At 68.3% G+C, this 22,829-nt stretch carries 21 protein-coding genes; all 21 read left to right on the top strand.

Annotation, left to right across the window (positions count from 1 at the left end):
• Window positions 1–166 precede the first annotated feature (166 nt).
• The 21 genes from had (at window position 167) to TMZ1T_RS13990 (ending at window position 22,825) form a co-directional block, all read left to right on the top strand.
• On the top strand, window positions 167–1,234 hold the full coding sequence (gene had / locus TMZ1T_RS14090) for a 6-hydroxycyclohex-1-ene-1-carbonyl-CoA dehydrogenase (RefSeq protein ID WP_004303023.1): 1,068 nt from the start codon (window positions 167–169) through the stop codon (window positions 1,232–1,234).
• A 52-nt stretch (window positions 1,235–1,286) separates the two neighbouring features.
• Complete coding sequence (gene oah / locus TMZ1T_RS14085) at window positions 1,287–2,420, top strand: 6-oxocyclohex-1-ene-1-carbonyl-CoA hydratase (RefSeq protein ID WP_004303024.1); 1,134 nt, start codon at window positions 1,287–1,289, stop codon at window positions 2,418–2,420.
• Complete coding sequence (locus tag TMZ1T_RS14080; RefSeq protein WP_012585755.1) at window positions 2,420–3,196, top strand: cyclohexa-1,5-dienecarbonyl-CoA hydratase; 777 nt, start codon at window positions 2,420–2,422, stop codon at window positions 3,194–3,196. The genes oah and TMZ1T_RS14080 overlap by 1 nt, the downstream gene beginning before the upstream one ends.
• A 2-nt stretch (window positions 3,197–3,198) precedes the next feature.
• The gene (gene bcrC, locus TMZ1T_RS14075) at window positions 3,199–4,359 is read left to right on the top strand and encodes a benzoyl-CoA reductase subunit C (protein ID WP_004303026.1); all 1,161 of its coding nucleotides are present in this window, start codon (window positions 3,199–3,201) and stop codon (window positions 4,357–4,359) included.
• 2 nt (window positions 4,360–4,361) lie between these two features.
• Window positions 4,362–5,660, top strand: a complete 1,299-nt coding sequence (gene bcrB, locus TMZ1T_RS14070; RefSeq protein WP_004303027.1) for a benzoyl-CoA reductase subunit B — start codon at window positions 4,362–4,364, stop codon at window positions 5,658–5,660.
• Window positions 5,661–5,670: 10 nt separating this feature from the next.
• The gene (bcrA, locus tag TMZ1T_RS14065) at window positions 5,671–6,987 is read left to right on the top strand and encodes a benzoyl-CoA reductase subunit A (protein ID WP_004303028.1); all 1,317 of its coding nucleotides are present in this window, start codon (window positions 5,671–5,673) and stop codon (window positions 6,985–6,987) included.
• Window positions 6,988–6,989: 2 nt separating this feature from the next.
• A complete protein-coding gene (gene bcrD / locus TMZ1T_RS14060; protein ID WP_004303029.1) occupies window positions 6,990–7,838 on the top strand; it encodes a benzoyl-CoA reductase subunit D in 849 nt (282 codons plus the stop codon).
• Window positions 7,839–7,863: 25 nt separating this feature from the next.
• Window positions 7,864–8,106: a YfhL family 4Fe-4S dicluster ferredoxin gene (locus TMZ1T_RS14055; RefSeq protein WP_004303030.1), complete on the top strand. Its 243-nt coding sequence runs from the start codon at window positions 7,864–7,866 to the stop codon at window positions 8,104–8,106.
• Window positions 8,107–8,165: 59 nt separating this feature from the next.
• Window positions 8,166–8,630, top strand: a complete 465-nt coding sequence (locus tag TMZ1T_RS14050) for a GNAT family N-acetyltransferase (RefSeq protein WP_004303031.1) — start codon at window positions 8,166–8,168, stop codon at window positions 8,628–8,630.
• A 35-nt stretch (window positions 8,631–8,665) separates the two neighbouring features.
• Complete coding sequence (locus TMZ1T_RS14045) at window positions 8,666–9,211, top strand: GNAT family N-acetyltransferase (protein WP_004303032.1); 546 nt, start codon at window positions 8,666–8,668, stop codon at window positions 9,209–9,211.
• Window positions 9,212–9,286: 75 nt separating this feature from the next.
• Complete coding sequence (fabG, locus tag TMZ1T_RS14040; protein WP_012585753.1) at window positions 9,287–9,997, top strand: 3-oxoacyl-ACP reductase FabG; 711 nt, start codon at window positions 9,287–9,289, stop codon at window positions 9,995–9,997.
• A gap of 186 nt (window positions 9,998–10,183) precedes the next feature.
• Window positions 10,184–11,332, top strand: coding sequence for an ABC transporter substrate-binding protein (locus TMZ1T_RS14035; RefSeq protein ID WP_004303034.1), 1,149 nt, complete (start codon window positions 10,184–10,186; stop codon window positions 11,330–11,332).
• Window positions 11,333–11,446: 114 nt separating this feature from the next.
• Complete coding sequence (locus TMZ1T_RS14030; RefSeq protein ID WP_012585752.1) at window positions 11,447–12,484, top strand: branched-chain amino acid ABC transporter permease; 1,038 nt, start codon at window positions 11,447–11,449, stop codon at window positions 12,482–12,484.
• Window positions 12,481–14,295, top strand: coding sequence for a branched-chain amino acid ABC transporter ATP-binding protein/permease (locus TMZ1T_RS14025; protein ID WP_004303036.1), 1,815 nt, complete (start codon window positions 12,481–12,483; stop codon window positions 14,293–14,295). Before TMZ1T_RS14030 ends, TMZ1T_RS14025 begins: the two co-directional genes overlap by 4 nt.
• Window positions 14,295–15,062, top strand: coding sequence for an ABC transporter ATP-binding protein (locus TMZ1T_RS14020; RefSeq protein WP_004303038.1), 768 nt, complete (start codon window positions 14,295–14,297; stop codon window positions 15,060–15,062). Before TMZ1T_RS14025 ends, TMZ1T_RS14020 begins: the two co-directional genes overlap by 1 nt.
• Before the next feature lie 155 nt (window positions 15,063–15,217).
• Window positions 15,218–15,685: a DUF192 domain-containing protein gene (locus tag TMZ1T_RS14015; protein ID WP_012585751.1), complete on the top strand. Its 468-nt coding sequence runs from the start codon at window positions 15,218–15,220 to the stop codon at window positions 15,683–15,685.
• 207 nt (window positions 15,686–15,892) lie between these two features.
• Window positions 15,893–17,035: a flagellar biosynthesis protein FlhB gene (flhB, locus tag TMZ1T_RS14010; RefSeq protein ID WP_004303041.1), complete on the top strand. Its 1,143-nt coding sequence runs from the start codon at window positions 15,893–15,895 to the stop codon at window positions 17,033–17,035.
• 10 nt (window positions 17,036–17,045) lie between these two features.
• A complete protein-coding gene (gene flhA / locus TMZ1T_RS14005) occupies window positions 17,046–19,148 on the top strand; it encodes a flagellar biosynthesis protein FlhA (RefSeq protein WP_004303043.1) in 2,103 nt (700 codons plus the stop codon).
• A gap of 521 nt (window positions 19,149–19,669) precedes the next feature.
• On the top strand, window positions 19,670–21,139 hold the full coding sequence (gene flhF, locus TMZ1T_RS14000; protein WP_012585750.1) for a flagellar biosynthesis protein FlhF: 1,470 nt from the start codon (window positions 19,670–19,672) through the stop codon (window positions 21,137–21,139).
• Between the two features lie 2 nt (window positions 21,140–21,141).
• Window positions 21,142–21,927 carry a MinD/ParA family ATP-binding protein gene (locus tag TMZ1T_RS13995; protein ID WP_012585749.1) on the top strand — a complete coding sequence of 262 codons (786 nt, stop codon included), beginning with the start codon at window positions 21,142–21,144 and terminating at the stop codon, window positions 21,925–21,927.
• A gap of 124 nt (window positions 21,928–22,051) precedes the next feature.
• Complete coding sequence (locus TMZ1T_RS13990) at window positions 22,052–22,825, top strand: RNA polymerase sigma factor FliA (protein ID WP_004305488.1); 774 nt, start codon at window positions 22,052–22,054, stop codon at window positions 22,823–22,825.
• Window positions 22,826–22,829: the final 4 nt, after the last annotated feature.

The raw sequence follows: 22,829 nt of genomic DNA, 5'->3' as shown, positions 1-22,829 counted from the left end.
TGTCGAAGTTTACGTTGACGCAAACGTCAATCTGTTGACTTTGGTCAACTGCCCTCCTGCCGGCCTGATTTAACTTTGCATCCAACGCGGCGGCAGGAAGCAGTCGATCCAGTCGCCAATCAGATCGATCAAAGTTGACGCGAACGTAAACGGAAGGAGTGGGTAGATGAGCACCAAACCGTATCGCTGGATGATGGTGGAGCCGGGTCGGCCGATGGTCCGCACCGAGTTCGAGATCGGCGAGCTGGCCGCCGACCAGGTGGTGGTCGAGGTCGCCGGCTGCGGCGTCTGCCACACCGATCTCGGCTACTACTACGACGGCGTGCGCACCAACCAGCCGCTGCCGCTCGCGCTCGGCCACGAGATCAGCGGCCGGGTGGTGGGCGCGGGCAGCGCGGCGGGGCAGTGGGTCGGCCGCGCGGTGGTCGTGCCGGCGGTGATGCCGTGCGGGACCTGCGAGCTCTGCACGTCGGGACACGGCACCATCTGCCGCGCCCAGGTGATGCCCGGGAACGACATCCAGGGCGGCTTCGCCTCCCATATCGTGGTGCCGGCGCGCGGCCTGTGCGCGGTCGATGAGAAGCGCCTCGCCGCCGCCGGACTGCAACTCGCCGACGTGTCGGTGGTGGCCGACGCGGTCACCACGCCCTACCAGGCGGTCACGCAGGCCGGAGTCGAGCCTGGCGACGTCGCGATCGTGATCGGGGTGGGCGGCGTCGGCGGCTACGCGGTGCAGATCGCCAACGCCTTCGGTGCGAGCGTGGTGGCGATCGACGTCGATCCGGCCAAGCTCGAATTGATGTCGAAGTACGGTGCGGCGCTGACGCTCAATGCGCGCGAGGTGACCGGACGCGACCTCAAGAAGGCGATCGAGGCGCACGCCAAGGCCAACGGCCTGCGCACCACGCGCTGGAAGATCTTCGAATGCTCGGGCAGCGGTGCCGGCCAGACCAACGCCTATAGCCTGATCAATCACGGCGCGACGCTCGCGGTGGTCGGCTTCACGATGGACAAGGTCGAGGTTCGCCTCTCCAACCTGATGGCCTTCCATGCCCGCGCGCTCGGCAACTGGGGCTGCCTGCCCGAGTACTACCCGGCCGCGCTCGACCTGGTGCTCGACGGCCGCATCAACCTCGCCAATTTCGTCGAGCGCCACCCGCTCGCGCAGATCAACGAGGTCTTCGAGGCGGCTCACGCGCACAAGCTCAGCCGCCGCGCGATCCTGACCCCCTGATCCCGCACCCCCTACCAATCCGACAAGAGAGCAGACAGAGGAGCCATACGAGATGAAAGAAACGACGCAACGCGTGATCGATCAGACTGCGCCCAAGCACTTGGTCGACCATAACCTGGTGCCCGAGACGGTGGTGCCGGGCGTGATCTACGAGAAGCGCCCCGCGCGCAATCTCCAGGGCGAGGTGGTGCCGGGCCTGTACAACGCCTGGATCTGGCTGGACAACCCCAAGCAGTACAACTCCTACACCACCGACATGGTGAAGGGCCTGATCCTTGCCTTCCGTGCCGCGTCCTGCGCCCGCGACGTCGCCACGGTGGTGTTCACCGCGGTCGGCGACAAGGCCTTCTGCACCGGCGGCAACACCAAGGAATACGCCGAGTACTACGCCGGCAACCCGCAGGAATACCGCCAGTACATGCGTCTTTTCAACGACATGGTGTCGGCGATCCTGGGCTGCGACAAGCCGGTGGTGTGCCGCGTCAATGGCATGCGCATCGGTGGCGGCCAGGAGATCGGCATGGCGGCGGACTTCACCGTCGCCCAGGACCTGGCCAACTTCGGCCAGGCCGGCCCCAAGCACGGCTCGGCCGCGATCGGCGGTGCGACCGACTTCCTGCCGGTGATGATCGGCTGCGAGCAGGCGATGGTGTCCGGCACCCTGTGCGAGCCGTTCTCGGCGCACAAGGCCTACCGCCTCGGCATTTCCTCGCAGATCGTCCCCGCGCTCAAGATCGATGGCAAGTTCGTCGCCAACCCGCTGGTCATCACCGACCGCTACCTCGACGAGTTCGGCCGCATCATCCACGGCGAGTTCAAGACCGGCGACGAACTGGCCGCCGGCAAGGAGCTGCTCAAGCGCGGCGAGATCGACCTTTCCCTGCTCGACGAGGCGGTCGAGAAGCTGTGTGCCAAGCTGATCTCCACCTTCCCCGAGTGCCTGACCAAGAGCTTCGAGGAGCTGCGCAAGCCCAAGCTCGATGCCTGGAACCGCAACAAGGAGAACAGCCGCGCCTGGCTCGCGCTCAACATGATGAACGAGGCCCGCACCGGCTTCCGCGCCTTCAACGAGGGTACCAAGGAGACCGGCCGCGAGATCGAGTTCACCGACCTCCGCCAGGCGCTCGCCGTCGGCACGCCCTGGACGCCCGAGCTGATCGAAAGCCTGATGCCGGGGGCGAAGTGATGGGCGAGGCGATCAACCCGCTCAAGGCCTGGCTGGAGCGCGACGGCGGCCTGCTCCGCCTGCGCCTGGCGCGGCCCAAGGCGAACATCGTCGATGCCGCGATGATCGGCGCGCTGCAGCAGGCGCTCGGCGCCCACCTCGGTTCGCCCGCGCTGCGCGCGGTGCTGCTCGATGCCGAGGGCCCGCACTTCAGCTTCGGCGCCAGTGTGGACGAGCACATGCCCGAGCAGTGCGCGCAGATGCTGAAGACCCTGCATGCGCTGGTGCGGCAGATGCTCGACAGCCCGGTGCCGATCCTGGTCGCGATCCGCGGCCAGTGCCTCGGCGGCGGGCTCGAGGTGGCGGCGGCGGGCAACCTGCTCTTCGTGGCGCCGGATGCGCGCCTGGGGCAGCCGGAGATCCGCCTCGGCGTGTTCGCGCCTGCGGCCTCCTGCCTGCTGCCGCCGCGCGTCGGGCAATCGCGTGCCGAGGAGCTGCTGTTCTCGGGGCGCAGCATCGACGGCGCCGAGGCGTTCCGCATCGGCCTGGCCGACGTGCTGGCCGACGACCCCGAGGCGGCCGCGCTGAAGTGGTACGACGAACATCTTGCTGCGCTGAGCGCCAGCTCGCTGCGTTTCGCGGTTCGGGCCGCACGCTGCGACCGGGTGCCGGCGATCAAGCAAAAACTGGAAACCGTGGAGGCCATGTATCTCGAGGAGCTGATGGCCAGCCACGATGCGGTGGAAGGTCTACGGGCCTTTCTTGAGAAGCGTTCTGCAAACTGGGAGAACCGTTGACCATGAGTACGGCAGACATCATCGCGCGCTGTGAAGCGCTCTACGAAGACCTCGATTTCACCGCCGCAAGGAAGTGGAAGGAGGCCGACCCCTCGCGCAAGGTAATCGCCTACATGCCGGTGTATGTGCCGCGCGAGATCATCCACGCCGCGGGCATGCTCCCGCTCGGCATCATGGGCGGAGGCGACGGCCTGGAGGTGATCCACGGCGACGCCTACTACCAGAGCTACATCTGTCGCATCCCACGCTCGACCATCGAGCTGGGGCTGTCCAAGCGCATGGATTTCGTCGACGGCATGCTGTTTCCCAGCATCTGCGACGTGATCCGCAACCTGTCCGGCATGTGGAAGCTGCTGTTCCCGGGCAAGTACGTGCGCTACTTCGACGTGCCGCAGAACTATCGCGACGACGTCGGTGGCAGCTACTACACCAACGAGCTGAACGAACTGCGTGAAGGCCTCGAGCACCTCTCCGGGCGCAAGATCACCGACGACGCGCTGCGTGCCTCGATCGCGGTCTACAACGAGAACCGCAGGCTGGTGCAGGCGGTGTACGGCATGCGTTCCCGCGAGCCGTGGAAGGTGCCCTCGTCCGAAGTCTATCTGCTGATGCGCGCCGGCCTCGTGCTGCCGGTGGAAGAGCACAACCAGATGCTGAGCGAATACCTCGCCGCAGCCGAGAATGTGAAGGCATCCAAGCGCGACAACTGCCGCGTGGTCATCAACGGCTCGTTCTGCGAGCAGCCGCCGCTCAACCTGATCAAGTCGATCGAGCTCGCCGGCTGCTACATCGTCGATGACGACTACATGATCGTGCATCGCTGGCTGCGCAATCCGGTCTCGACCGGCGGTGATCCGATGCAGAACCTGTCGCTCGCCTTCCTGCACGAGTCGATCGCCACCGCCGCGAAGTACGACGACAAGGAAGAGGACAAGGGCAAGTACCTGCTCGAGCAGGTTCGCAGCAACGCCGCGGAGGGTGTCATCTTCGCCGCGCCCAGCTTCTGCGACCCGGCCCTGCTCGAGCGGCCGATGCTGGCCGACCGCTGCTCCGAGCACAACGTCCCCTACATCTCGTTCAAGTACGCGGAAAACTCGGGCCAGATGCAGCCGATCCGCGAGCAGGCCGGCACCTTCGCCGACTCCATCAAACTCTGGAGCTAATCATGAGCGCAGCCACCTCCCCCGAAGTCATCAAAGAACCCTCGATGGTGAAGCAGAAGGAGATGATCGCCGGCAACTACGATCGTCTCACCGGCACCAAGGAGTCGGGCGAGAAGGTCGTGTCGACCTTCGTCCCGGGCAACCTGAACGAGCTGATCATGTGCTTCGACATGGTCAACAACCTGCCCGAGACCAACGCCATCCAGAACGGCATGCGCAAGGTTTCCGGCGGCATGATCATGGACGCCGAGAAGGCGGGCCACTCCGAGGACGTGTGCACCTACGTCAAGGCCGACATCGGCATGATGGGCCGCGGCAACATCGCGCCCAACGGCAAGCCGATGCCCGCGCCGGACATGCTGCTGCTGTCCTACACCGGCTGCTTCACCTTCATGAAGTGGTTCGAGCTGCTGCGCCACGAGTACAAGTGTCCGACGGTGATGCTGCAGATCCCGTATCAGGGCGACGGCAAGATCACCAAGAACATGCGTGACTTCGTGGTCAAGCAGCTCAAGGAAGAAGTCATCCCGATGTTCGAGAAGGTCTCGGGCGTCAAGTTCGACATCGACCGCCTGCGCGAATACCTGAAGAACTCGGCCAAGGCCGAGGACAACCTGGTCTGGGTGCTGGAGAGCGCGAAGAACCGTCCCTCGCCGATCGATGCCTACTTCGGCGGCGTGTACTACATCGGCCCGATGTTCACCGCCTTCCGCGGCACCACCGACGCGGTCGAGTACTACGACCTGGTGCGCAAGGAGATCGAGCAGCGCATCCGCGAGGGCAAGGGCCCGATCACGCCCGAAGGCGACATGAAGGAAGAGAAGTACCGCCTGGTCGTCGAGGGTCCGCCGAACTGGACCAGCTTCCGCGAGTTCTGGAAGCTCTTCTACGACGAGGGCGCGGTGGTGGTGGCGAGCTCCTACACCAAGGTGGGCGGCCTCTACGACCAGGGCTTCCGTCACGACCCGAACGATCCGCTGGGCACGCTGGCCGACTACTGCCTGGGTTGCTACACCAACAACAACCTGCCGCAGCGCGTCGAACTGCTCGAGAAGTACATGAACGACTACCAGGCCGATGGCCTGCTGATCAACTCGATCAAGAGCTGCAACAGCTTCTCGGCGGGTCAGCTGCTGATGATGCGCGAGATCGAGAAGCGGACCGGCAAGCCGGCGGCGTTCATCGAGACCGACCTCGTCGATCCGCGCTACTTCTCCCACGCAAACGTCAAGAACCGTCTGGAAAGCTACTTCCAGATGGTCGATCAGAAACGCAGCGGCGCGTCGCTGGCAGCCGCGTAAGGAGCGAACCATGGAATGTTTCGTCGGAATTGATCTGGGGTCCACCACGACCAAGGCGGTCGTCATGGACGACAAGGGGCAGGTGCTCGGTCGCGGCATCACCAACTCGCGCTCGAACTATGACACCGCCGCACGCGTCTCCAAGCTCGAGGCGTTCATTGATGCGCGCCTGAGCCTGATCCGTCGCGAGCTCGAGAAGGTGCCGGCCGTCGCCGGTCGGGTAGACGAGATCCTCGCCGGCCTGACGCGCAACTTCCGCCGCGAGCAGTTCGTCGAGCAGCTCGGCGACCTCGAGCAGACCTGCATCGCCAACGTCGAAGGCCCGCGCTTCGCCGGCAAGGAAAAAGTGATCGTCGGTGCGCTGACCGAAGTCTTCCGCCGCCTGCGCGAGGAAGAAGCCGACAAGCTGTTCGCACCCACGGCGCAGCGCAAATCGGACTTCTTCCGCGATCTGGCCGGTTCGCGCTTCATGCAGATCGGTGAGGAAGTGGCGCGCGATGCCGGGATCCCCTTCGACACCCTGCTGCACATGTACGACAAGTCGATCATCGAGGTCGAGAACCGTCCGCCTTCGGGTGACATGAACCGCAAGTTCCGCACCGCGATGGAGCGGGTTCGTGGGGAGATGTCCAGCGCCCTCGACACCGCCGCGCTCGGCGCGCCGATCGATGCGGCGCTCGATGTGGACATGGTCGAGCGCTATGTGGTCGGCACCGGCTACGGCCGCGTCCGCCTGCCCTTCCCGAAGGAGCACATCCGCTCCGAGATCCTCTGCCACGGCCTGGGCGCCCACCTGATGTATCCGAAGACCCGCACGGTGCTCGACATCGGCGGCCAGGACACCAAGGGCATCCAGATCGACGAGAAGGGCATCGTGGTGAACTTCCAGATGAACGACCGCTGTGCCGCCGGCACCGGCCGCTATCTGGGCTACGTCGCCGACGAGATGAACATGGGCCTGCACGAACTCGGCCCGCTCGCGATGAAGGCGACCAAGTCGATCCGCATCAACTCGACCTGCACCGTGTTCGCCGGCGCCGAGCTGCGCGACCGCCTGGCGCTGGGCGACAAGCGCGAGGACATCCTCGCCGGCCTGCACCGCGCCATCATGCTGCGCGCGATGTCGATCATCTCGCGCTCGGGCGGCATCACCGACGAGTTCACCTTCACCGGCGGCGTGGCCAAGAACGAGGCCGCAGTCAAGGAGTTGCGCCAGCTCGTCAAGGAAAACTACGGGGAGGTGAAGATCAACATCGACCCCGATTCGATCTATACCGGTGCGCTTGGGGCTTCCGAATTCGCCCGTCGCGCCGTCGTGGAGGCTTGAAAATGACCATCACCGCAGGCATCGACATCGGCACCGGCGCCGTCAAGACCGTCCTCTTCCGCGTCGAGGGCGACAAGACCGAGTGGCTGGGCAAGCGCAACGACCGCATCCGTCAGCGCGATCCCTTCAAGCTCGCCGAGGAGGCCTACCACGCGCTCCTCGAGGAGGCCGGCCTCAAGGCGTCCGACGTGGATTACGTCGCCACCACCGGCGAGGGCGAGAGCCTCCACTTCCACACCGGCCACTTCTACTCCATGACGACCCATGCGCGTGGCGCGGTCTACCTCAACCCGGAAGCGCGCGCGGTGCTCGACATCGGCGCGTTGCACGGGCGGGCGATCCGCAACGACGAGCGCGGCAAGGTCGAGACCTACAAGATGACCAGCCAGTGCGCCTCGGGCTCGGGGCAGTTCCTCGAGAACATCGCGCGCTACCTCGGCATCGCCCAGGACGAGATCGGCTCGCTGTCGAACCAGGCCGACAACCCCGAGGTGGTGTCGAGCATCTGCGCGGTGCTGGCCGAGACCGACGTCATCAACATGGTGTCGCGCGGCATCACGGCGCCCAACATCCTGAAGGGCATCCACATCTCGATGGCCGGTCGCCTGGCCAAGCTGCTCAAGTCGATCGGCGCGCGCGAGGGCGTGGTGCTCTGCACCGGCGGCCTGGCGCTCGACGAGGGCCTGCTCAACACCCTCAACGAGTCGGTCAAGGAGCAGAAGATGAACGTGACTGCGTTCAACCACCCGGACTCGCCCTTCGCCGGTGCGATCGGCGCGGCCCTGTGGGGTGCCTTCCGCCACGAGAAACTCGCGCGCCTGGGCGGGCAGCAGCTCGCCGCCGCGGCCTGAAACCAGCCTACAGGAGGAAGCCATCATGGCCCTGCTCATCAATGACGACTGCACCGCGTGCGATGCCTGTGTCGAGGAGTGCCCGAACGAGGCGATCACCGCCGGCAACCCGATCTACGTGATCGATCCGGGCAAGTGCTCCGAGTGCGTCGGTGCCTTCGACGAGCCGCAGTGCAAGCTCGTCTGCCCGGCCGACTGCATCAAGGATCACCCGGACTACCGCGAATCGCAGGACGAACTGCAGGCCAAGTACGACAGCCTGCACTGATCCACCGGCGGAGGGGGCCGATGGCGGCCCTCCCGCCCCAGTCATCTCAGGGAGACGCAATGACTGCGAATACCGAAATCAAGCTGCGGCCGCTGGCCGCCGGCGACCTGGCGGCGGTCACCCGCCTCGACGCGACCAATGGCGGCGAGAGCCGCGCCGGCTTCTTCGAGCGCCGCCTCCAGGCCGAGCAGCAGAGCCCCACGGGATTCTTCTCCTGCGTGGCCGAGCGTGGCGGCGAGGTCGCCGGTTTCCTGCTGGGCCACCTGCTCGACGGCGAATTCGGCGGCCTGGAACGCGTCGCGGTGCTCGACGCCGTGGCGATCGACCCCGCGGCCCAGCGCCAGGGCCTCGCCCGCAAGCTGGTCGGCGAGTTCGACCGCAGCGCGCGCGAACGCGGCGCCAGCGAGATGCGCACCCAGGCGCAATGGGATCGTCCCGGTCTGGTCGAGTTCTTCTCCGCGGCCGGCTTCCGCCTGTCGCCGCGGCTGGTGCTCGAGCGCCCGACCGAATACGTGAACTTCTGAGTTCACGTCCGGAAACGACAACCTGGAGATCAGCGATGACCACGCGTCCGCATCCCACCACCAAGCAACTGCTGGACCAGTTCAACACCGAGCCCGACTACAGCGACGCCAGCCAGGATGACGCCGAAGCCTTGTCGCGCGACCGCATCCCGGTGCGCTCGCTGACCGCGGCCGACTTCGACGCCGTCGTGCGCATCGACCGCCGCACCACAGGCCACGACCGCAGCGCCTACTACCGGCGCAAGTTCGACGAGGCGCTCGGCGAGTCCGGCGTCCGCGTCTCGGTCGTCGCCGAGCAGGACGGCATGGTCGCCGGCTTCCTGATGGCGCGGGTCGACTTCGGCGAGTTCGGCCGCGCGGCCACTGCTGCCGTGATCGACACCATCGGCGTCGATGCGGCGGCCAGCGGCAAGCACGTCGGCCGTGCGCTGGTGTCGCAGCTGCTCGCCAACCTGACCTCGCTGCACGTCGAGTCGGTGCGCACCGAGGTCGAGTGGAACCGCTTCGACCTGCTGCGCTTCCTCGACCGCTGCGGCTTCCGTCCCGGCCAGCAGCTCTCGCTGTCGCGCCCGCTCGTCTGAGCGCTCGGCATCAACCGGCCCGGGGGCCGCGCAAGCGGGCTCCGGGCATATGCACATCCAGAGGGGAAGCGGCTCATGGGTTTTAGCGGAGAACTGGCTGGGAAGGTGGCGATCGTCACCGGCGGCGCGCGCGGGATCGGACGCACGATCACCGACGCGTTGGTCGCCTCCGGCGCGCGCGTGCATGTCTTCGACATGACCGACAGCAACGAGTCGGCGGGCGTGCTGCATCGGGTGAATGTGGCCGACGCGCAGTCGGTGGCCGACGCGGTGGCGCAGCTGCCCGAGCCGGCGACGTTGCTGGTCAACAACGCCGGCATCACGCGCGACCGCAGCCTGCTCAAGATGAGCGACGAGGAATGGCGCTCGGTGCTCGACGTCAACCTGAGCGGCGCATTCCACATGCTGCGCGCCTGCGCGCCGGGCATGATCGCGGCCGGCCGCGGCCGGGTCGTCAACATCACCTCGATCAACGGCCTGCGCGGCAAGTTCGGCCAGGCCAACTACACCGCGGCGAAGGCGGGCATGATCGGCCTCACCAAGACCGCGGCGCGCGAACTCGGCCCCAAGGGCATCACCGTCAACGCGGTTGCGCCCGGCATGGTGATGACCGAGATGGCGCGCGCGCTGCCGGCCGAGGTGCTCGAGCGCGCGCTGCAGGAGTCGGTGATGCGCGAGCTCGCCACCCCGGACGATATCGCCGCAGCCGTCGTCTTCCTGCTCTCGGACATGGCGCGCATGATCACCGGCGAGGTCATCCGGGTGGACGCCGGGCAGTACGTCTGAAACATCGCAAAGCGGCCTGGGAAGCCGCTTTGCGCGTAGCATGCATCACGCCCGCAGGGCCCGGAATCGTCTACCATTGAGGCGCTTTTCGTGGAACTGCAGGTATCGGGTTTCATCGGGTGGCAAGAAGGGCGGCCCGTCATGGTCAGGCTGGTCGCCTAATCCATAACGACCGGAGGAGATACCATGAAACTGAAGAAGACGCTGTTCGTCGCGCTCGGTCTTGCCTTTGCGGCGGGCGCCGCTCATGCCCAGCTCAAGGTGGGCATCACCGTCTCGGCCACCGGGCCGGCCGCCTCGCTCGGCATCCCCGAGCGCAACACCGTCGAGCTGATGCCCAAGGAGATCGCCGGGCAGAAAGTCACCTACGTCGTCCTCGACGACGCCTCGGACACCACCAGCGCGGTCAAGAACATCCGCAAGCTGGTCTCCGAGGACAAGGTCGACGTGGTGCTCGGTTCGACCACCTCGCCCAACTCGCTCGGCATGATCGACGTCGCCGCCGAATCGCAGACCCCGATGATCGCGTGGGCGGCCTCCAGCCGCATCGTCGAGCCGGTGGACGAGAAGCGGCGCTGGGTGTTCAAGACGCCGCAGAACGACTCCCACATGTCGACCGCGATCGTCTCCCACATGACGAGCAACAACGTCAAGAACGTGGCCTTCATCGGCTTCGCCGACGCCTATGGCGAGGGCTGGTACGAGCAGTTCAAGTCGGTCGCCGAGGCGCGCGGGATCAAGATCGTCGCCAACGAGCGCTTCACCCGCACCGACACCTCGGTTACCGGGCAGGTGCTCAAGATGATGGCGGCCAAGCCCGACGCCATGTTCATCGCGGGCTCGGGCACGCCGGCGGCGCTGCCGCAGAAGACGCTCAAGGAGCGCGGCTGGTCGGGCAAGGTCTACCAGACCCACGGTGTGGCGAACAACGACTTCCTGCGCGTCTGCGGCGCCGACTGCGAGGGCACGCTGCTGCCCGCCGGTCCGGTGCTGGTCGCCGAGCAGTTGCCCGACAACAACCCGGTCAAGGCGAGCGCGATGACCTACATCAAGGCCTACGAGGCGGCGCACGGCAAGGGCAGCGTGTCGACCTTCGGCGCCCACGCCTGGGATTCCGGCGTGATGCTGCAGGCGGCCGTTCCCGCGGCGCTCAAGAAGGCCCAGCCCGGCACCGCCGAGTTTCGTGCGGCGCTGCGCGACGCGCTCGAGAACATGAAGGAGGTCCCCGGGGCCCACGGCGTGTTCACGATGGGTCCGAACGACCACCTCGGCCTCGACCAGCGCGCGCGCGTGATGGTGCAGATCCAGAAGGGCGCCTGGAAGCTCGTCCAGTAAGCGGTGCTCCCGCGCGGTCGCCGGGCTTGCGGCCCGGCGACCGCGCCGTTCCCATCAGTCGGTCCACTCGATCGCGCTTCGGCTCCCGGCCGGGGCGCGCGGAGGCTCGCGTCCATGGATTTTCAGATTGCACTGATCCTCGGTCAGGACGGCATCACCAACGGCGCCATCTATGCGCTGCTAGCGCTCGCGCTGGTACTGGTGTTCGCTGTCACCCGGGTGATCTTCATCCCGCAGGGAGAGTTCGTCGCCTACGGCGCGCTCACGCTTGCGATGATCGGTAACGGTGTCTTCCCCGCCACGGCCTGGCTGCTGCTCGGTGCCGGGGTCGCCGTCGCCGCCCTCGACGGACTCGGGGCGCTGCGTGCCGGGCAGGCGCGCAAGCTGCCGAGCGTCCTCGCGGTCAATATCGGCTACCCGCTTGCGGTCCTTGCCCTGCTGCGCCTGTTGCCGCTAACCGAACTCGGCCTCGCGGTGCAGATCCTGCTCACCATGCTGGTGGTGGTGCCGCTCGGACCGATGATGTACCGCATCGTCTTTCAGCCGATCGCCGAGGCCACGGTCCTGGTGCTGCTGATCGTCTCGGTCGCGTCCCACGTCGCGATGGTGGGCCTGGGCCTGCTGTTCTTCGGCGCCGAGGGTTACCGCACGCCGCCGCTCTCGGATGCGAGCTTCGAAGTCGGCCCGCTGACGGTGAGCGGGCAGACGATCTGGGTGATTGCGGCTTCGGTCGTGCTGATCGTCGCGCTCGCGCTGTTCTTCGGCCGCACGATCTACGGCAAGGCCTTGCGCGCCACCGCGATCAACCGCAACGGCGCCCGCCTGATGGGGATCCCGCCCGCGCTCGCCGGCAAGCTCACCTTCCTGCTCGCCGCGCTGATCGGCGTGCTGTCGGGCGTGCTGATCTCGCCGATCACGACGATCTACTACGACAGCGGCGTCCTGATCGGCCTCAAGGGTTTCGTCGCCGCGATCATCGGCGGGCTGGCGAGCTATCCGCTCGCAGCCTTCGGCGCGGTGCTGGTCGGCCTGCTCGAATCCTTCAGTTCGTTCTGGGCGAGCGCCTACAAGGAGGTCCTGGTGTTCACGCTGATCATCCCGGTTTTGGTCTGGCGCTCCCTGACCAGCCACCACGTGGAGGAAGAGGAATGAAACCCGCGCTCTCTCCGCGCCTGGTGATGGCCGCGTTCGTCGCTCTGCTGGCGGTGGCGCCGCTGGTGCTGTCGGCCTTCTACGTCACGCTGCTCAACTACATCGGCCTGTATGCCATGGTCGCGCTCGGGCTGGTGCTGCTCACCGGTGTGGGCGGCCTGACCAGCTTCGGCCAGGCCGCCTTCGTCGGCCTCGGCGCCTACACCACCGCGCTGCTCACCACCTCGGCGGAACTGCCCGGCTGGCTGGCCTGGGCGGGCGGCTCGCCCTGGCTCGCCCTGCTCGTCGGGCTGGTGCTCACCGTCGTGGTGGCCTTCCTGATCGGCAAGCTCACCCTGCGCCTGTCCGGGCATTACCTGCCGCTGGCGACCATCGCCTGGGGCCTGAGCCTGTACTTCCTGTTCGGCACCATGGGCTTTCTGGGCGGCCACACCGGCCTCACCGGCATCCCGCCGATCTCGCTGTTCGGCTACGAGCTGCGCCAGGGCGAGGAGGTGTATTACCTGGTCTGGCTCTTCGTGCTCGCCGGCGTGCTGACCACCAGCAACCTGCTCGACTCGCGCGAGGGCAGGGCGATTCGCGCACTCAAGGGCGGCATGGTGATGGCCGAGGCGATGGGCGTCGACACCGCGCGCTCGCGCATGGTGATCTTCATCCTCGCCGCCTTGCTCGCTTGCGCCTCGGGCTGGCTGTACGCGCACATGCAGCGCTTCGTGAATCCGACGCCATTCGGCCTGCACATCGGCATCGAGTATCTGTTCATGGCGGTCGTCGGCGGTGCGGCCCACGTCTGGGGCGCGCTCGTCGGCGCGGGCGTGATCACCGTGCTCAAGCAGTGGCTGCAGGACCTGCTGCCCAAGCTCTTCGGCACCAGCGGCAACTTCGAGGTGATCTTCTTCGGTGTGCTGATGGTGCTGGTGCTGCACAAGGCACGCGGCGGGCTGTGGCCGATCCTGGTGTCGGGGTTCAAGCGCTTCATCCCGGTCGCGGCACAGCGTCGGGCGGTCGATCGCGATGCGTTGGCGCTACCGCGGCGCGAGCTGCCGGCCGCCGGCAGCCTGCTGCTCGAGGCCAAGGCGGTCACGCGGCGCTTCGGCGGCCTGCTCGCCAACAACAACATGAGCCTGGAGGTGCGGGCGGGCGAGATCCTCGCCCTGATCGGTCCCAACGGCGCGGGCAAGAGCACGATGTTCAACCAGGTTTCGGGCGTGGATACGCCGACCTCGGGCGAGGTCCGTTTCCTCGGCGAGTCGGTGGTCGGCAAGGGCTCACGCGCGATCGCGCGCATGGGCATGAGCCGCACCTTCCAGCACGTGCGCCTGCTGCCCACCATGAGCGTACTCGAGAACGTCGCCATCGGCGCCCACATGCGCGGCACGAGCGGCGTGCTGTCGGCGGCGTGGCGGATGGACCGCGCCGAGGAGGCGCGCCTGCTCGCCGAGGCTGCGCGCCAGATCGAGCGCGTGGGCCTGGGCGAGCACATGTTCGACGAGGCCGGCAGCCTCGCGCTCGGCCAGCAGCGCATCCTCGAGATCGCGCGTGCGCTCGCCTCCGACCCCTGCCTGCTGCTGCTCGACGAGCCTGCCGCCGGTTTGCGCTACAAGGAGAAGGAAGCGCTCGGCGACCTGCTGCGCAAGCTGCGCGGCGAAGGCATGGGCGTGCTGCTGGTCGAGCACGACATGGACTTCGTGATGGGCCTGGTCGATCGCGTGGTGGTGATGGAGTTCGGCGAGAAGATCGCCGAGGGCCTGCCGGAGGACGTGCAGCGCGACCCGGCCGTGCTCGCGGCCTATCTCGGAGGAGAAGACTGATGGCGACGAAGAACCTTAGCGATCGCCCGGTATTGCGGGTCGAAGGCCTGTGCGTTTCCTACGGCAAGGTCGAGGCGCTCACCGACGCCAGCATCACGGTCGGGGAGGGCCAGATCGTCACCGTGATCGGCCCCAACGGTGCCGGCAAGACCACCATGCTGTCGGCGATCATGGGGCTGCTGCCCTCGCGTGGTCGCATCGAGTTCGACAGCGTGGCGATGGTGGCGCCGGAGGTCGAGACCATGGTCGCGAGCGGGATGAACCTGGTCCCGGAGAAGCGCGAGCTTTTCGGCGAGATGAGCGTCGAGGACAATCTCGTGCTGGGTGCCTTCCAGCGCTACCGCATGGGCTTGCGCGACCACGCGCAGACCATGGAAGAGATCTTCGCGCTCTTCCCGCGCCTGCGCGAACGTCGCACGCAGATGGCCGGCACCCTCTCGGGCGGCGAACGCCAGATGCTGGCGGTCGGTCGCGCGCTGATGGCCAAGCCCAAGCTGCTGATGCTCGACGAGCCCAGCCTGGGGCTGGCGCCGCTGATCACGCGCGAGATCTTCCGCATCGTCACGCAACTGCGCAGCCGCGGGGTGTCCATCCTGCTGGTCGAGCAGAACGCCCGGGCTGCGCTGCAGGTGGCCGACTACGCCTACGTGCTCGAGACCGGCGGGATCGCCATGGAGGGCCCCGCCTCCGAGCTCGCCGGCGACCGGCGCGTGATCGATGCCTACCTCGGCGTGGGCGGCAAGCATCAGGAGATGCTGGCGACGTAAGGAGTGAGGGGTGAGGTGCGAGGCGCGGTGGGTCCGGGGGCGCTCGCGGACTTCCCGGCTGTGGCGGTTCCGCTCCTTGCGCCTCACGTCTCGCGCCTTACTCCTCGGCGCGCGCTAAACTCGCGGCCTCCATGCTTTTTCGGGCCTGTTCCGCGATGAAGAAACGCTCCTCCGTTCTCCGTTCCTCGATCGCCTCGGTCCTGTGCGCGGCCGCCTTCTCCGCCGCGGCGCAGGGGGGGGGCGCCAGCCTGCCGGTGGCCGAACTCGGGGCCGGCATGTACCGCATCGAGGCCGAGGTCGCCCATACCGCAGATGCACGCCAGACCGGGCTGATGCACCGCGTGGCGATGCCGCTGCATCGCGGCATGGTGTTCGTGTTTCCGGAGGAGGGTGCGCACTGCATGTGGATGCGCAACACGCATCTGTCGCTCTCGGTCGCCTTCATCGATGCCAGGGGGAAGATCCTCAACATCGAGCGCATGGCGCCGCGCACCGAGGTCAACCACTGCGCGGCCGCGCCGGCGCGCTTCGCGCTCGAGATGAACGCCGGCTGGTTCGAAGAGCGCGGGATCGCTGCGGGTGCGCTGCTGCGCGGTATCGACCGCCTGCCCGCGCCGCGCTGAAGGGCGCCCGGGCGGATCGAAAGCCCGCGCCGGGACACGGCCGGGATGATCGGCGCGGTCTCGGCGGCGCTCGCACAAAGCGCCGAATTGCGCCGCTTTCCACCACGTTTTCTGCGTCCGGCCCTTGCCGGCATCGGCCGATAATCCGCACACGTCGCCGCGCGCCCGTATTCCTGCGGTGCGGCGCGACGGCGGACGGAGCCGGCCGTGGCCGAAGACAGCGACCTCGAGAAGACAGAAGACCCCTCGTCACGCAGGCTGGAACAGGCGCGTGAGGAAGGCCAGGTCCCGCAATCGCGGGAGCTGTCGACCTTCCTCGTCACCATGACCGGTGCGGCGACCTTGCTGTTGCTCGGGGGCTGGATGGCGGGGCGGGTGATGGGGCTGTTCCGCGACGGTTTCGCCTTCGACCGCCGCGCCGCCTTCGACGAGAACGTCATGCTCGACATGCTCGAGCGCATGCTCGGCGGCGCGCTGCTCACCCTGATGCCGCTCTTCGTCGCGCTGATGGTCGCCGCAGTGGCTGCGCCGATGGTGCTCGGCGGTCTGGTCTTCGCACCCAAGGTGCTCGGGCTCAAGTTTGACCGCCTCGACCCGCTGCAGGGGCTGGGGCGCATGTTCTCGCTGCACGGGCTGGTCGAGATGTTCAAGGCCATCCTGAAGTCCGTACTGGTCGGCGGCGTGGCCGCCCTGGTGCTGTGGTACGAGTTCGAGCACCTGTTCAGCCTGATGGTCGAGCCCCTCGAGACCGGCATGGCGGATTTTTCCGCCACCATCGTCTTCGCCACCCTGCTGATCGTGCTCAGCCTCGGCCTGCTCGCCGCGATCGACGTGCCCTTCCAGCTCTGGCAGTACCACAAGAAGCTGCGCATGACGAAGGAAGAGGTCAAGCGCGAGAGCAAGGAGCAGGAAGGCGACCCGATGATCAAGGGCCGCATCCGCGCGATGCAGCGCGAGATGGCGCGCCGTCGCATGATGGCCGAGGTGCCCAAGGCCGACGTGGTGGTCACCAACCCGACCCATTTCTCCGTCGCCCTCAAGTACGACGCCGCGAAGATGGGCGCGCCGGTGGTGGTCGCCAAGGGGCGGGGAGAGCTCGCCCTCAAGATCCGCGAGATCGCGAAGGAGAGCGAAGTCCCGCTGCTCGAGGCGCCGCCGCTTGCGCGCGCGCTATACAAGCATTGCGAGCTCGAGCAGGCGATCCCGGCCGCGCTGTACACCGCGGTCGCCGAGGTGATGGCCTATGTCTATCAGCTCGACGCCTGGATGAAGCAGGGCGGCCTGCCGCCTGCCGCCCCCACTGCCTTGCCGGTGCCCGTCGGGATGGATCCCGGCGTGCCCGCGGAATGAAGCCTGAACCATGGCCCTGAACGACACCCTCAAGCTGCGCCAGCTGCTCGCGCCTGCCAACCTGCGCCCGCTCGCCGCGCCGCTGCTGATCCTCGTCATCCTGTCGATGATGGTGCTGCCGCTGCCGGTCTTCCTCCTCGACGTCTTCTTCACCTTCAACATCGCGATCTCGGTGATGGTGATGCTGGTGGCGATGTACTCGACGCGGCCGCTGGACTTCTCCGTTTTTCCCACCGTGCTGCTGGTCACCACGCTGCTGCGCCTGTCGCTCAACGTCGCCTCCACCCGCATCGTGCTGCTAGAGGGTCACGCCGGACCGGATGCCGCCGGCAAGGTGATCGAGGCCTTCGGCAACTTCCTCGTTGGCGGCAACACCGCGGTCGGGCTGGTGGTGTTCATCATCCTCACCGTGATCAACTTCGTGGTGATCACCAAGGGCGCGGGCCGCATCGCCGAGGTGTCGGCGCGCTTCACCCTGGACGCGATGCCGGGCAAGCAGATGGCGATCGACGCCGACCTCAACGCCGGCCTGGTCGACGAGAAGGAGGCCAAGCGCAGGCGCAAGGAGATCGCGCAGGAATCGGACTTCTACGGCGCCATGGACGGTGCGTCCAAGTTCGTGCGCGGCGACGCGGTCGCCGGCATCATCATCCTGGCGATCAACATCATCGGCGGCCTCTTCGTCGGCATCATGCAGCACGACATGGCGGTGGGCGACGCCGCCCACACCTATACCCTGCTCACCATCGGCGATGGCCTGGTGGCGCAGATCCCCTCGCTGATCGTCTCGGTCGCGGCCGGTCTGGTGGTGTCGCGGGTGGGCGACGAGGGCGATGTCGGCGGGCTGGTGATCGGCCAGCTGTTCTCCAATCCGCAGGTCATGGTGCTGACCGCGGCGATCATCGGCGTGCTCGGCCTGATTCCGGGCATGCCCAACCTGGTCTTCCTGCTGCTCGCGGCCACGCTCGGCGGCATGGCCTGGATGCGGCGCAAGCGCATCGCCGAGGAAGCCGCGGCCGCCGCCGCGCCCGAGGCCGCGGCGCAGGTGCCGATGCCCGCCGCCGACAATCTGGAGGCGAGCTGGAACGACGTCTCGCAGGTGGACGTGCTCGGGCTGGAGGTCGGCTACCGGCTGATCCCGATGGTCGACAAGGGCCAGGACGGCGAGCTGCTCAAGCGCATCCGCGGCCTGCGCAAGAAGTTTGCCCAGGAGGTCGGTTTCCTGTCCGCGCCCGTGCACATCCGCGACAACCTCGAGCTCAAGCCCAACGGTTACCGGCTCGCCCTCAAGGGCGTCGAGGTCGGCAGTGGCGATGCCTATCCTGGCCAGTTCCTCGCCATCAACCCGGGGCGCGTGTCCGGCCCGCTTGCCGGACGCGAGACCACCGACCCCGCCTTCGGGCTGCCCGCGGTGTGGATCGACGCCTCGATGCGCGAGCAGGCGCACGCGCTCGGCTACACCGTGGTGGACGCGAGCACCGTGGTGGCGACCCACCTCAACCACGTCATCCTCAACCACGCCGCCGAGCTGCTCGGCCGCCAGGAGACCCAGGCCCTGCTCGACCACCTCGGCAAGGAATCGCCCAAGCTGGTCGAGGACCTCGTGCCCAAGCTGCTGCCGCTCGGCACCGTGCAGCGCGTGCTGCAGAACCTGCTCGAGGAAGGCGTCAACATCCGCGACATGCGCAGCATCATCGAGGTGCTCGCCGAGAACGCGCCGCGCGTGCAGGATCCGGCCCAGCTCACCACCCGGGTGCGCGAGGCGCTCGGCCGCGCCATCCTGCAGGGCCTGTTCCCGGGCAATGCCGAGGTCCAGGTGATGGCGCTCGAGCCCGGGCTGGAGCGCATCCTGATGCAGGCCATGGCTGCGGGCGGCGAGGGCGGGGCGATCGAACCGGGCCTGGCCGATACCTTGCTGCGCCAGACCGCGCAGATCGCCCAGCGCCAGGAGGATGTCGGCTTGCCGCCGGTGCTGCTGGTGCCCGCGCAACTGCGCCTGCTGCTGTCGCGCTTCCTGCGCCGCGCCGTGCCGTCGCTGAAGGTCGTCTCCAACAGCGAGGTGCCGGAGAACCGCACCATCCGTGTCACCGCGATGGTGGGCGCGCAGGGCTGAGCACCCACGCGCCTGCGGAGTCGCCGTGGGAGCGACGCAAGTCGCGATCAGGCGGTTCGTCCGTGTTGGAGCGGATTCCGTGCGCCGCGATCGCGACTCGCGTCGCTCCTACGAAGAACCACTGCGTGCGGAGTCTCCTCCGCAGGCGCGACGCAAGTCGCGATCAGGCGGTTCGTCCGTGTCGAGGCGGATTCCGTGCGCCGCGATCGCGACTCGCGTCGCTCCTACGAAGAACCACCGCGTTCGGCGTCTCCTCCGCAGGCGCGACGCGAGTCGCGATCAGGCGGTTCGTCCGTGTCGGAGCGGATTCCGTGCGCCGCGATCGCGACTCGCGGCGCGCCTGCGGACAATGCTCGCGCTTCCCGGCACGGCTGCGGGGCCAAGATCGCTGCCGCCGGTGCGCGCTCCCCGTCTCCCGAATTGACCCCGGAAACCCGCTTTATTCCACCCCAGGCGCTTGACCCGGCATCGCGATAATCCTCATCAAGCAGTGGTCGACGACGGCCACCGGGAGATTCGCCATGAACGTCAAACGCTACTTTGCCCCCACCGCCCGCGAGGCGCTCCGCGCGCTCAAGGAAGCCCTCGGTCCGGATGCGATCGTGCTGTCCAACCGCGCAGTCGAAGGCGGGGTGGAGATCCTCGCGCTGCCGGGCGAGGCGGTCGGCGCGCTGCAGGCGGCCAATCGGGCGGCGGTGGTGGCGCGTGCGGGTGGGGAGGTCCGGCCGGCAGCGGTCGAGATGCCGGCCGCGGCGGCGCGCAGCGCCGACGACGCCGACTTCCGCGTGAGCCTTTCCGCGCTGGCGGCCAGCGCCGCGCGCAACGCTTCCCGTCCCGTCGCGCAGCCGGCCGCCGAGCCGGCGACGGTGGTGCGCGCCTTCAATCCGCCACGCATCGAGACCGCCGACTACGCGCTGCGCAGCCGCGACGGCGTGCTGCGCGCGGCGGCCGCGGCCCAGACCGCCGCCCGCCCGGCGCCGAGCGGTCCGGCGGTGTTCTCCGGTCGTGCCGCGCGCTCCGACGCCGACGAATTCGGCAGCGCGCGCGTGCGCGAACTGCAGGAGACCAACACCCGCCTGATGGCCGAGCTCACCGGCATCCGCGGCATGATCGAACGTCAGCTCGCCGGCTTCGCCTGGGGCGAGACGCGCCGCCAGGCGCCGGCGCGCGCGGCCATGCTCGGAGAGCTGCTCGAGGCCGGGTTCTCCGCGGCGATCGCGCGCAAGCTCGTCGAGGCCGTGCACGAGGACGCCGACCGCATCGAGGCGCGCGAGGCCGTGGGTGCCGCCCTCGATCGCCTGATGCGGGCCTGCGCCTCGGACGAGGATCTGCTCGACCGTGGCGGCGTGTATGCCCTGGTCGGCCCCACCGGCGTCGGCAAGACCACCACCACCGCCAAGCTCGCCGCCCGCTGCGTGGTGCGCCACGGCGCCGGCCGGCTCGCGCTGATCACCACCGACGGCTACCGCATCGGCGCCCAGGAGCAGCTGCGCATCTACGGCCGTATCCTCGGCGTGCCGGTGTTCTCGGTGCGCGACGCGGCCGACCTGCGCCAGACCCTGGCCGGCCTGCGCAACAAGCACATGGTGCTCATCGACACCATGGGCATGAGCCAGCGCGACCGCATGGTGGCCGAGCAGGCGGCCATGCTCTCCGGCGCCGGCGACGTGCGCCGGCTGCTGCTGCTCAACGCCACCGCGCGCGGCGACACCCTGGACGACGTGGTGCGCGCCTATGCCGGCGGCGACCTCGCCGGCTGCATCTTCACCAAGGTGGACGAGGCCGCCTCGCTCGCGCCGGCGCTCGATGTCGCGGTGCGCCACGAGCTCGACATCCGCTACCTCACCAACGGCCAGCGCGTACCCGAGGACCTGCACCTGCCCAACCGTGCCTACCTCTTGCATCGCGCGCTGCGCGAGCACGGCAGCGCCTCGCCCTGGCACCTGCAGGGCGACGAGGCCGGCATGCTGCTCGCGGCGGGAGGGGCCTGAGCATGCTCGACGGACGCGAAGACCAGGCCGCCGGCCTGCGCAGGCTGTTCCGCCGCGCGCCGCCCCAGGTGGTGGCGCTGTATGCGGGCGGTCGCCGCGCCGCCGACAACGCCGCGCTCGCCGCCCACCGCATCGCCGGGCGCAGCGAGCGTGTGCTGGTGCTGGACGAGGCCGAGGGCGGCGCCAGGCTGTGCGGCGCGCTCGGCGTGGGCGAGGGCGTGGACCTGCTGCAGCTGCTCGACGGCCGCAGCACGCTCGCCGACATCGTGCAGCCGGTGCCGGGCCTGGTGGGCCGCGTGCCGGCCGCGGCCGCGGCGCTCGCGCTGCCCCTGCTCGACGATCCGCGCCGTGCCTGCCTGATCGAGGCGCTGCGCATCCTGCACCGCCACGCCGGCTTCGTTCTGGTGCACGCGAGCGGCGAACAGGCCGCGGAGCCGTCTCCGTTCGTACTCGCCGCGCCACGCCGACTGGTGGTCGCCGAGGCGAGCGCGAGCGGCGCCACCGACGCCTACCACACCATCAAGGGCCTTGCCGCCGCGGGAGCCGGCTCGGTGCACGTGGCCGTGTGCCGCGCGCGCGGGCGGGCGGACGCTACCGCCTTCTTCCGCAGTCTCGATGCGCTCGTGCGCCGCCACGTGGGCGTGCCGCTCGCGTGGGTGGGCGAGCTCGAACGCGACGAGATCGCCGGCGGCCTGCAGCAGCCGCTGCAGGCTTCGACCCACGATGCGGGCGCGGCCTTCCTGCGCCGGGTCGGCGCCATGGCGCGTGCCGGCGTCATGCGCGCCTGATGCGCCGCCGACGTGACAGATCGCGCTGGTAAAGGCGGCGATGCTACGGGAAAATGCACAACTCCTATCCACGCGGGCGGGGTCCGACGGTCCCGTCTGCTGCCAGAACCCACAGGCCCGATGCATGTACGACGCACACGGTAAGCTCGACAAGGGTGGCCTCGTCGAGAACTACGCCCCGCTGGTCAAGCGCATCGCCTACCAGTTGATGTCGCGCCTGCCCGCCAGCGTGGATGTGGACGACCTGATCCAGAACGGCATGATGGGCCTGCTCGATGCCCTCGGCCGCTACGAGCAGGGCCTCGGCGCCCAGTTCGAGACCTATGCGGTGCAGCGCATCCGCGGCGCCATGCTCGACGGCCTGCGCGAGAACGACTGGCTGCCGCGCAGCCTGCGCCGCGACATGCGCCGCATCGAGGCGGCGATCCACAGCCTGGAGCAGCAGAACGGCCGCCCGCCCTCCGAGAGCGAGCTCGCCGCCGCGCTCGACCTGCCGCTGGAGGATTACCAGCGCATGCTGCAGGACGCGCGCGGCCACCAGCTCGTCTATCTCGAGGATTTCAACCGCGAGGAAGACGACGACTATCTCGACCGCCATCTCGCCCAGGAGGGCAACGATCCGCTCACCCTGCTCGAGGACACCGACCTGCGCCGCCGCCTGGTCGGGGCGATCGAGCACCTGCCCGAGCGCGAGCAGCTGGTGATGGCGCTGTATTACGACGAGGAGCTCAACCTGCGCGAGATCGGCGAGGTGCTCGGCGTCACCGAGTCGCGCGTGTGCCAGCTGCACAGCCAGGCGGTGGCTCGCCTGCGCGCCTGCGTCTTCGAGGGCGGCACGGCGATGCCGGTCGCGCGCCGGCGCGGGCGCCCACCCAAGAACGCGGCCGCGGGCCGCTGATCGG

Origin of the sequence: Thauera aminoaromatica, assembly GCF_000021765.1 — a bacterium.
Lineage (GTDB): Bacteria > Pseudomonadota > Gammaproteobacteria > Burkholderiales > Rhodocyclaceae > Thauera > Thauera aminoaromatica.
This window is presented reverse-complemented; position numbering and strand designations above follow the sequence as displayed.

Bases quoted from the DNA above. Each gene is read 5' to 3' on its own strand.
- TMZ1T_RS14030 (WP_012585752.1), top strand. From the start codon at position 11,447: ATGGATTTTCAGATTGCACTGATCCTCGGTCAGGACGGCATCACCAAC.
- had (WP_004303023.1), top strand. From the start codon at position 167: ATGAGCACCAAACCGTATCGCTGGATGATGGTGGAGCCGGGTCGGCCG.
- TMZ1T_RS13995 (WP_012585749.1), top strand. From the start codon at position 21,142: ATGCTCGACGGACGCGAAGACCAGGCCGCCGGCCTGCGCAGGCTGTTC.
- fabG (WP_012585753.1), top strand. From the start codon at position 9,287: ATGGGTTTTAGCGGAGAACTGGCTGGGAAGGTGGCGATCGTCACCGGC.
- TMZ1T_RS14055 (WP_004303030.1), top strand. From the start codon at position 7,864: ATGGCCCTGCTCATCAATGACGACTGCACCGCGTGCGATGCCTGTGTC.
- TMZ1T_RS14080 (WP_012585755.1), top strand. From the start codon at position 2,420: ATGGGCGAGGCGATCAACCCGCTCAAGGCCTGGCTGGAGCGCGACGGC.
- bcrC (WP_004303026.1), top strand. From the start codon at position 3,199: ATGAGTACGGCAGACATCATCGCGCGCTGTGAAGCGCTCTACGAAGAC.
- TMZ1T_RS13990 (WP_004305488.1), top strand. From the start codon at position 22,052: ATGTACGACGCACACGGTAAGCTCGACAAGGGTGGCCTCGTCGAGAAC.
- flhF (WP_012585750.1), top strand. From the start codon at position 19,670: ATGAACGTCAAACGCTACTTTGCCCCCACCGCCCGCGAGGCGCTCCGC.
- TMZ1T_RS14045 (WP_004303032.1), top strand. From the start codon at position 8,666: ATGACCACGCGTCCGCATCCCACCACCAAGCAACTGCTGGACCAGTTC.
- oah (WP_004303024.1), top strand. From the start codon at position 1,287: ATGAAAGAAACGACGCAACGCGTGATCGATCAGACTGCGCCCAAGCAC.
- bcrA (WP_004303028.1), top strand. From the start codon at position 5,671: ATGGAATGTTTCGTCGGAATTGATCTGGGGTCCACCACGACCAAGGCG.
- TMZ1T_RS14020 (WP_004303038.1), top strand. From the start codon at position 14,295: ATGGCGACGAAGAACCTTAGCGATCGCCCGGTATTGCGGGTCGAAGGC.
- TMZ1T_RS14015 (WP_012585751.1), top strand. From the start codon at position 15,218: ATGAAGAAACGCTCCTCCGTTCTCCGTTCCTCGATCGCCTCGGTCCTG.
- flhA (WP_004303043.1), top strand. From the start codon at position 17,046: ATGGCCCTGAACGACACCCTCAAGCTGCGCCAGCTGCTCGCGCCTGCC.
- TMZ1T_RS14035 (WP_004303034.1), top strand. From the start codon at position 10,184: ATGAAACTGAAGAAGACGCTGTTCGTCGCGCTCGGTCTTGCCTTTGCG.
- bcrB (WP_004303027.1), top strand. From the start codon at position 4,362: ATGAGCGCAGCCACCTCCCCCGAAGTCATCAAAGAACCCTCGATGGTG.
- TMZ1T_RS14025 (WP_004303036.1), top strand. From the start codon at position 12,481: ATGAAACCCGCGCTCTCTCCGCGCCTGGTGATGGCCGCGTTCGTCGCT.
- TMZ1T_RS14050 (WP_004303031.1), top strand. From the start codon at position 8,166: ATGACTGCGAATACCGAAATCAAGCTGCGGCCGCTGGCCGCCGGCGAC.
- bcrD (WP_004303029.1), top strand. From the start codon at position 6,990: ATGACCATCACCGCAGGCATCGACATCGGCACCGGCGCCGTCAAGACC.